The sequence below is a fragment of the Synechococcus sp. OH2 genome, assembly GCF_047462155.1.
Taxonomy (GTDB): domain Bacteria; phylum Cyanobacteriota; class Cyanobacteriia; order Thermostichales; family Thermostichaceae; genus Thermostichus.
The window spans coordinates 43,378-51,869 of the sequence record NZ_JANSIR010000081.1; the positions used below are offsets into that span (position 1 = coordinate 43,378).

The following is an 8,492-nucleotide window of genomic DNA, read 5'->3' on the forward strand; positions in this document are numbered from 1 at the left end:
CCCCTCCCCCTCGAACAAAACGCAACTGTGGTGCAGCCAGGTCAGTTGCAAGCTCTGGGGGGTAAACTCCAGGGATCCCCCTGGGGAAGGGGCCGTTTGAGCACCTACTCGCTGACCCCCTACGGCAAGGGATCCCAGCAGGCTAGCGCTGGCTTGCAAAAGCTGGCGACGCTTCATGGGGTGGGGATCCCTGACGCAACCACGGCAGCCGCTGGCTGAGGCGCTCCTAAGGCATGGAGCTGCGCCAAGCGCAGAAAGTTGCTCAACAGGCGTTTGCCCTCAGTGGTCAAGATGCTCTCCGGGTGGAACTGCACGCCCTGCACGTGGAGATAGCGGCGGTGGCGCACCCCCATGATAGTGCCATCGCAGGTTTGGGCCGTCACCTCTAGCTCGTCAGGACAGGTGGAAGCCTCGATGACCAAACTGTGGTAGCGGGTGGCCGCAAACGGCTGGCTCAGCCCCTCAAACACCCCCACCCCCTGGTGGTAGATGAGCGAGGTTTTACCGTGCATCAGCTCAGGGGCGGGCACGATGCGCCCCCCGTAGACCTGGCCAATGCACTGGTGCCCCAGGCAGACGCCCAAGATTGGCAGCTCGGATCCCAGCTCCCGAATCAGCTCCAGCGAGATGCCGGCATCCTCAGGCCGCCCTGGCCCCGGCGAGATGACCACCGCCTCCGGCTGCATCTGGCGCAGCTCGGCCACTGAGATCTCGTCATTGCGAAAAACCCGTACCTGGGCCCCCAGCTCCCCCAGGTATTGCACCAGGTTATAGGTAAAGCTGTCGTAGTTGTCGATTACAACCAGCACGATGGCACCCGGCGATGGCACCTCATTTTAGCATTGCCGAGGCTTGGCTCTTCCCCAGCGGCAAGACTCGCAACCCAGAGCCAACACCCGGATCAAGCTTGTATCCTGGAGGATATAGCACACAAGCGGCAGCGAGGTGGCTCGCTTTTAGGTTGTTTTCCCATGATTTTTCGGATCCCATGAACCCGCTCCTCTCCCCGGCAACCGATTTGCTGGACGAGTTGCGGCAGCTTTTCCCCTTCGAGCTGGACGAGTTTCAGATCCGGGCCATTCAGGTTCTGGCAGCAGGGGAATCGGTGGTGGTCTGTGCTCCCACCGGATCTGGCAAGACCCTGATCGGAGAATATGCCATCTATCGGGCTTTGTCCCAGGGCAAGCGGGTTTTTTATACAACCCCGCTGAAGGCTCTTTCCAACCAAAAGTTTCGCGATTTCGGCCAGCAATTCGGCCCAGAGCAGGTTGGCCTCCTCACTGGCGACATCTCCCTTAACCGGGAGGCGCCGATCTTGGTGATGACCACTGAGATCTTCCGCAACATGCTCTACGGCACGCCGCTCTCTCTCGCCGTCCAGCAGGGGGCTTACGGCAGCGAGATGGATGCGTGGGAAGCGGCGGAGGCCCTGAGCCGGGATCCCTTGCGGGATGTGCAGGCGGTGATCCTGGACGAATGCCATTACATGAACGACCAGCAGCGGGGCACTGTCTGGGAAGAAGCCATCATCTACTGCCCTGCCCACATCCAGCTTGTTGCCCTCTCGGCCACCCTGGCCAACAGCGACCAGCTCACCGACTGGATGAACCAGGTGCATGGCCCCACCCGACTGATCGACTCCAGCCATCGCCCGGTGCCACTGCAATTTCACTTTGCCAATCGCAAAGGACTGTTCCCCCTGCTGGAGCAAACCGAGTCAGGCCAGTGGGTGTGCAATCGCCGCCTGAAAAGCAAACTCCCCAAGTCCGGCCAGTCCTCCTACGGGGGGGTACCGGATATGGTGCAGGTGGTAGAAAACTTGCGCCAGCGGGACATGTTGCCGGCCATCTATTTCATCTTCAGCCGCAAAGGCTGCGACCTGGCGGTGGCCGGTGTGGGGAACTTGGATTTGATCGCCAGCGAGGCAGAACGGCAGCAGTTGGCCGAGCAGATCGACCGCTTTTGCCGGGAAACGCCGGAAGCCGTGCGTCGGGATCAACTGGATGCCCTCTACCGGGGTATTGCCGCCCACCATGCCGGCATGTTGCCCGCCTGGAAGGGCCTGGTGGAGCATCTGTTTCAGCAGGGGCTGGTGAAGCTGGTTTTTGCCACCGAGACGCTGGCCGCCGGGATCAACATGCCCGCCCGCACGACGGTGATTTCCTCCCTCTCCAAGCGCACCGACAACGGCCATCGTCTCTTGACTGCCTCTGAGTTTATGCAAATGTCGGGCCGGGCCGGACGACGGGGCAAAGATGTGATCGGGCATGTGGTGACGTTGCAATCCCCCTTTGAAGGGGCGCAGGAGGCGGCGCGGCTGGCTACGGCGGGGGCGGATCCCTTGGTGAGCCAGTTTACCCCCACCTATGGCATGGTGCTGAATTTGCTGCAAAAGCACTCTTTGGAGGCGGCGCGGGATCTCATTAACCGTAGCTTTGGCCAGTATTTGCTCTCACTGCAAAAGTTACCCGAACAACAGGAGCTCCAGCGCACGCGCGCCGAGCTGGAAGCGATCGATCGCCTCTTGGGAGATATTTCTGCTGAAGATATTGCCCGCTATGAAAAAATGCAGGCGCAACGGCGGGAAGAACGACGCATCTTGCGCTACCTGCTCAATCAGCGAGAAGCCGAGCCGGATCCCACCCTGCGCCTGTTGGCTTTTCCCCACATCCAAGCCCAAGAGGAAAAGATCCGCGCCCTGGAAGCCCGCATCCGCGAAAACCCTGCCCACAAAGTTGGGAAAAAGCTGCTGGGTTTACAGGAAAAGCGCCAGCGCCTGCTCAAGCGTCTGCAGCACCTGGAGCGGCAAAGCGACTCGGTACAAGAGTTGCGCTGGCAGCAGTTTATGGCCCTGGTGGGTGTGTTGCAGGAGTTCGACTGTCTGCAGGGGTACCAACCTACCGCCAGTGGAGAGGTGGTGGCCGCTCTGCGGGGAGATAACGAGCTCTGGCTGGCGCTGGCCCTGCTCTCTGGCGAATGTCTAGGCTGCGCTCCCCATCACTTGGCTGGGGTGATCGCTGCCCTGGTGGCCGAGCCTCCCCGTTCAGGAACCTACAGCCGGCTGCGGACTTCCGGGCTAGTCGAGGATGTGCTGCAGGGCTTGCGAGGCCTGCGGCGGCAACTCTTCCGCAGCCAGCGGCAACACCAGGTGTTTCATGTGCCGATTGGGTTCGAGCCCGAGCTGGCCGGGATCGTGGAACACTGGGCCCAAGGGATCCCCTGGGAAAAGCTAGAGGCCAGCACCAACCTGGATGCTGGAGATATCGTGCGCCTCATCCGCCGCACGCTGGATTTGCTCTCCCAGATTCCCTACCTACCCCATCTGCCGGTGGAGTTGCGGGAAAACGCTCGCGAAGCCCAAAAAATGCTGGATCGCTTCCCGGTAAGCGAGCTTATCTGAGCGTAGACTGAAGGAATCTGCCAGGATTCGGTTGCCCCTGGGGATCTTCTCTTTGGGGAACTGGGAGTGGACAGACAGGTTTTGTCCGTCCAGCCAACTGCCTAGGGCCCACAGTCCGCCGGCGCAAACGCGATGCCGCTAACGGCGGGAAATGCCGCTGGGCCGAAAAGTGTTTCGTTGCCAGTAAAGATCGCTTAGTTATCCCACTCGCGCAGCGCTCGCCCTGGAGAAAGTTACCCTTGTGGAGATTTCTCTAGCCGGTTGCGGGCTCTGGAAGCAGGAACAAGCAGCAAGGCTGGACGGTGCTCAGCTATGCTCAGTATTCGGTGCTTGTAGGCCCTTCGGAGTGGGTTATGCTGCGGCCTGCCTACTCAGCCTTGCCCAAGCGAAACCCGCTGAGCCTGCCGAATCAGGCGCGGGTGGCTGTCTATGTGGTGGTCAACATCGAGCACTTCACCTTTGGCAAGTTGGGTACTGCCATCCAGCCCCATCTCACCACCTCGCCCGAGATCGCCAACTATGGCTGGCGGGATTACGGCAATCGGGTGGGGATTTGGCGCCTGTTTGAGTTGTTCGCAGAGCTGGGGATCCCAGGAACTGCTGCCTTGAACGCCGAAATGGTGGAGCTATATCCCCCCATCCTTGAGGGGATCCGCCACCACTGCTGGTCGGTGATGGCTCATGGCTGGAACAACTCCACTGGCCACAGCGGCCTGACCCGCCAGGCAGAAGAGGAGCTGATCGAACGCAGCTTGTCCCTTTTGGAGAAGACAGTGGGATTTCGTCCCTGGGGCTGGCTAACGCCGGGGTTTTCCGTTAGCGAGAATACTTTTGACTTGCTCAGAGCTGCCGGGATCCGCTACACCGCCGACTGGGTGAACGATGATCAGCCCTACTGGCTACAAACTGCCGCTGGCCCTCTCCTGGCGATCCCCTACACCTTGGAAGCCAACGACATCACTCTCTGTCTCAGTGCCCGCCTAGCAGCAGAAGCTTTTGCCCAAGCCCTCATCGCTCAGTTCGATCAACTCTGGCAAGAGGGAGAACGCTTCCCTCGCATTATGGCCATTGGCCTGCACCCTTTCATCGTCGGGCAACCGCTGCGGGTGGGATCCCTGAAAAAAGCGCTCCAGCACATCCGATCCCGTCCCCAAACTTGGCTCACCACAGCAGAGGGTCTCTACGAATGGTATGCCCAAGCCTGCCCTGCCCCCGAGATGACCTGACCCCCCTCCGACTCCCCCTGTAGTTGCCACCGCACGCCCGTGGGGGGAGGCCATAACTCCAGCCCCTGGGCCTAAGCCCAGATACTTGCACTGGATGTTGATGTCGGCTCATAACACAGCAGAGTAGCTTGGTAGCCCTCCGTCCCGCTAGCGCGATTAGTGCGGGGCGGAAAAGCCTTAGAGCGGCTTTAGCTGCTGTTCAATGCCATAACTGCTGCTAAGCAAGCACCTACCCCGGTGAAAGGCCCGGACAGTGCTGTAAGTCAACAAGTCAGCGGAACCTTGAGACTGGGTTCCAGGGAGCCGTCTAGGAGCGTCTTGACAGCGCCTTTGCGAGTCCGTCTGTGGACTGCGTAAGAATCCCCCGACTTTAGTCGGTGGGAGTGTCGATGTTGCTGTTGCACTACTCCAGGCTATGCAGCGCCAGGATTAGGCGACTTATCCCCAGGACTAAAGACCGGGGCCTGCACCGCCTGACCCGCTGGTCAAGACCGGCTGGTGGGGGGCCGAGGCTTTTGTTATCCTGTCGCTTAAGTTCTCCCCTCGGCAGGGGAAAAGCGGCAAGCTAAGTCTGATCCCGGATGCAAGCGCGAGTCCGTAGATTTGCTGGGTCAGAGGGATTTGGCTCCATTGGCAGGCTCGAAGAGAGGATGGAACCTGATGTTTACTTGGCTCTGGACGAAACACTTTTCTCGCCTAAACCAGAGGCTGCAAAACTTGGAGGTGGCCCGCGAGGAAAACCTTCTGTCTCCTGATCTGAGCGCCCAAACTCTGCAGGTGGCCCCTGACTTTTGGGAGCGGCAGCACCAAGCTTTCGTCTACGTGGATAAGCAGATGCGAAAGCTCAGCCGTCGCAGCAAGATTTGGGGCGGGATGGCGCTGCTGGCTGTTTTGGCCGATGCTGCTTTGGTGGTTGCCGGCCTGGCGATGCTCCAGTCTTGGCAACAGATGCAGGCCGACCAAAACCTCACTCGCATTGTCCAACAGGCTGCGGCTGCTGACCCTGTGCAGCAAGCCTTTGACGACCTGGTGGCCCAATTGCCGCATATGAATGAGGCAGAGCGGTATCATGCCCTAGAGGCGTTGCAGGCCCTTTCGGCCATCGCCATGGCAAGCCGAGGCTACTACGGCTACTCTCCTGGCATCTCTGTGTACAGCTCTGTTCCTACAACTGCGACAACCCCTCTTGAGGCCCAACTGCAAACCATCTATCAGTTGGGTCAAATGCGTGCAGTTGAGGCGGTGCCGGCTTTGCTGACCAAGCTTTCTGACGGCGAACCGGCGGTGCGGGAGGCGGCAGCCCGCGCCCTCGGCCAAATCGGGGATCCGCGCGCCCTGGATCCCTTGCACGATCTCCTGGCTCACGAGACCAATGAGTTGGTTCAGGACGCAGCCATTGCTGCGATTGCGCAAATGCTGCGCTGAAGAGCAGGTCAAGTGCGCGCCGATTCGCTAAAAGTTCGTAGTGGGTGTTGAGGCCAGGGGATGAGAAGCGACAAGTTCGGCAGATGGGCCAAGCTCGTGGGGATCCTGTGCTGGGTATGGGGATCCGCCTTGCCGGTTTGGGCGCAGGATCCGTTTCGCAGCGGGGCCAATGCCCGCCCCATCAGCCCTGAGGTGGCCGCGGCATTTGAGGAGTTTTTCTGCGCGGGTCGCTACACCCAGAGCCGAGAGAAGCTGGAAATAGCCAAGAAAGCTTCCCCCGACGAGCCAATGGTCTATGCCTTGCTGGCGGCGCTGGCCTACCAAGAGGGGGATCTGGATGCTTTTGCCCAGTTGGCCACCCAAACCCGCCAGGTGGCTGCCGAGCTGAAAAAGACGGATCCTCTGCGCGGCAACCTGTATGAGGGCGTGGGCTATGGGCTGGAGGCGGCCAACATCGTGGTGCGGGAGGGGGTGGTGATCGGGCTGCCCAAGGCATTGCCCACCCTCAACCAATTGTTTGTTTCCATCCGGGCTGCCCAGGCCGTGGACAGCAGCGACCCTGAGTTGAATCTTCTCAACGGCTATATGGATTTGCTGCTGACCTACCGGGAGAAGGCTTTGAATCAGTTTCGCCTGGCAGCGCCTGAGTATTTGTCCTACCGCGGCCAAGCCCTGGCCTATCGGGATATGCAACGCTTTGACGAGGCGCTGGAGGCGGTGGATCGGGCTATTGCTGCTTCCTGTAACAACCCTGAGCTTTACTACCTCAAGGCGCAAATTTTGGTTGCCAAGGGTCAAGACCGGGAGGCTGTCCCCCTTTTCGATCAAGCTCTGCAGGCTTCTGCCCAGTTGCCTGAAGCTTTGGTGTCCCAAATCCAGATGGAACGGGATCGCGCCGCCCAGCGCAGCGGGTTGACCGGCCAGTTGCCTGCCACACCTACCCCTTGATAGATCCCTATGGGCTTGCGCATCAGCGGCAAACGAGCGCTGCAGACCCCTGCCGGCCTGGGTACTCGACCCACCCCTGGCCGGGTGAGGCAAGCCTTGTTCAACATCTTGCGAGGGCAGGTGGAAGGCTGTCGCTGGCTGGATCTCTGCTGTGGGGCCGGTACGGTGGGGGCAGAGGCCCTGTGCCAGGGGGCGGCTTTTGTGGCCGGGATCGAAATTGCTGCTTCTGCCTGTCGCCTTATCCAGGCCAACTGGATCAAGGTGGCCCAGCCGGGGCAAGCTTTTCAGGTGATCCAGGGAGATGCCCGCAAGCTGCTCAGCCGAGGACTGGGTTTGGATCCCTTTGATTACGTCTACTTTGCTCCCCCCTACGCGGCGGGTCTGTATGCCCCCCTACTGCCGCTGATCCCGCCCCTCCTCAAGCCAGGCGGAACTTTGATCGTCGAGCATCGCAGCGGCCAGAAGCTACCCGACCAGGTGGGATCCCTGCTGCGCTTCGACCAGCGGGCCTATGGGCAAACGGCGCTGGCTTTCTATCGCAAGCTGGAAGAGCAGCGCTAGGGGAAGGGAGTGCTGACAAAGCCAATCTCCAGAAGCTGTTGGTAGGCCTGGGTGCCCAGCTCCCGGGTTGGAGTCTGGCTCTTGATGACCTGGATCAGCCAGCCCACGGCCTCCTCAGGACGTCCGGCAGCCCGATAGACCACGGCTAAATCGTAGGCAGCCTGATCCCGAGCCTGGGCAGCAACGCGGGCCAGCTCCCGCTGCTCTTCGGAGATGCGGTTTTGGATCCCGGCAAAAGCGCGGGAGAGATCCTGGTGGTAGTTGGAGCGCTGGTTGTAGGCGTCGAACACCTGTTGCAGAAGCTGGATAGCCTGGTCGTAGTTTTGCGCCTGGATGGCAGCATCGGCCTCGGCGGCCAGTTGTTCAGCTCGCAACACACTAAGGGCGTTGCTGGGTTGTTCGAGAGCGCGAAACTGCTGCGGGTTGGGAATGAGCTGCTGTCCGGCGGGCAGTTCTTGAGCTGTGGCCCAGAGAGTCGAGCCGACGCCCAGGACAAGGCCAAGCAACACCGCCACAACCAGCCGCGCCCAAGAGCGGCGTAGAAAGTTGAGCCCTTGGACAGTGGCGTCTTGGCGCCGACCTTGGCCAACAACAGCAGGACGTCGTCCGAACATTGGCAGGCAATCCTCAAAACCTCGTTAACCCGTTCTACTTTATCTCACTCCGGGTACCTCCGCCGCAGCTCAGGGATCCCCTCAGCCAGGGGTTACCGAGGAGGTGGCTGCGCAGCCTTGGCGGGAGTGGAACTAACTGGGCAGGGATGGGGCGGGTTGAGCCTGAGAGGAGGTCTTTTCCGGCAACAGCGGCAAGTTCATAATCAGCTCGTACATGTGCAGGTATTCCAGCGCCGAGCGATGCCAACTGAAATCGGTGGCCATGCCCCGCTTTTGCAGCGCCTGCCAGGTGTCTTTGTGCTGGAAAGCCTCCCAAGC

At 60.5% G+C, this 8,492-nt stretch carries 7 protein-coding genes and 1 pseudogene; 5 read left to right on the plus strand and 3 right to left on the minus strand.

Annotated features, from left to right (window positions below; genetic code table 11):
• Window positions 1–173: 173 nt before the first annotated feature.
• Window positions 174–809, minus strand: coding sequence for an anthranilate synthase component II (locus NW835_RS07135; RefSeq protein ID WP_414414922.1), 636 nt, complete (start codon window positions 807–809; stop codon window positions 174–176).
• 179 nt (window positions 810–988) lie between these two features.
• Here NW835_RS07135 and NW835_RS07140 point away from each other — a divergent pair, with 179 nt between their 5' ends.
• The 5 genes from NW835_RS07140 (at window position 989) to rsmD (ending at window position 7,560) form a co-directional block, all read left to right on the plus strand.
• Window positions 989–3,400: a DEAD/DEAH box helicase gene (locus NW835_RS07140; RefSeq protein WP_414377945.1), complete on the plus strand. Its 2,412-nt coding sequence runs from the start codon at window positions 989–991 to the stop codon at window positions 3,398–3,400.
• A gap of 353 nt (window positions 3,401–3,753) precedes the next feature.
• A complete protein-coding gene (locus tag NW835_RS07145; protein ID WP_414414909.1) occupies window positions 3,754–4,626 on the plus strand; it encodes a polysaccharide deacetylase family protein in 873 nt (290 codons plus the stop codon).
• 660 nt (window positions 4,627–5,286) lie between these two features.
• A complete protein-coding gene (locus NW835_RS07150) occupies window positions 5,287–6,051 on the plus strand; it encodes a HEAT repeat domain-containing protein (RefSeq protein WP_414364041.1) in 765 nt (254 codons plus the stop codon).
• A 60-nt stretch (window positions 6,052–6,111) separates the two neighbouring features.
• Window positions 6,112–6,999: a Sll0314/Alr1548 family TPR repeat-containing protein gene (locus tag NW835_RS07155; RefSeq protein ID WP_414377952.1), complete on the plus strand. Its 888-nt coding sequence runs from the start codon at window positions 6,112–6,114 to the stop codon at window positions 6,997–6,999.
• A 9-nt stretch (window positions 7,000–7,008) separates the two neighbouring features.
• Window positions 7,009–7,560 carry a 16S rRNA (guanine(966)-N(2))-methyltransferase RsmD gene (gene rsmD / locus NW835_RS07160; RefSeq protein WP_414414910.1) on the plus strand — a complete coding sequence of 184 codons (552 nt, stop codon included), beginning with the start codon at window positions 7,009–7,011 and terminating at the stop codon, window positions 7,558–7,560.
• Here rsmD and NW835_RS07165 read toward each other — a convergent pair.
• Together NW835_RS07165 and NW835_RS07170 are read right to left on the minus strand one after the other, a co-directional pair.
• Complete coding sequence (locus NW835_RS07165; protein WP_414377956.1) at window positions 7,557–8,174, minus strand: hypothetical protein; 618 nt, start codon at window positions 8,172–8,174, stop codon at window positions 7,557–7,559. The two genes, rsmD and NW835_RS07165, sit on opposite strands and share 4 nt — an antisense overlap.
• Window positions 8,175–8,306: 132 nt before the next feature.
• A pseudogene (locus tag NW835_RS07170) lies at window positions 8,307–8,492 on the minus strand (starch synthase); the annotation flags it as partial.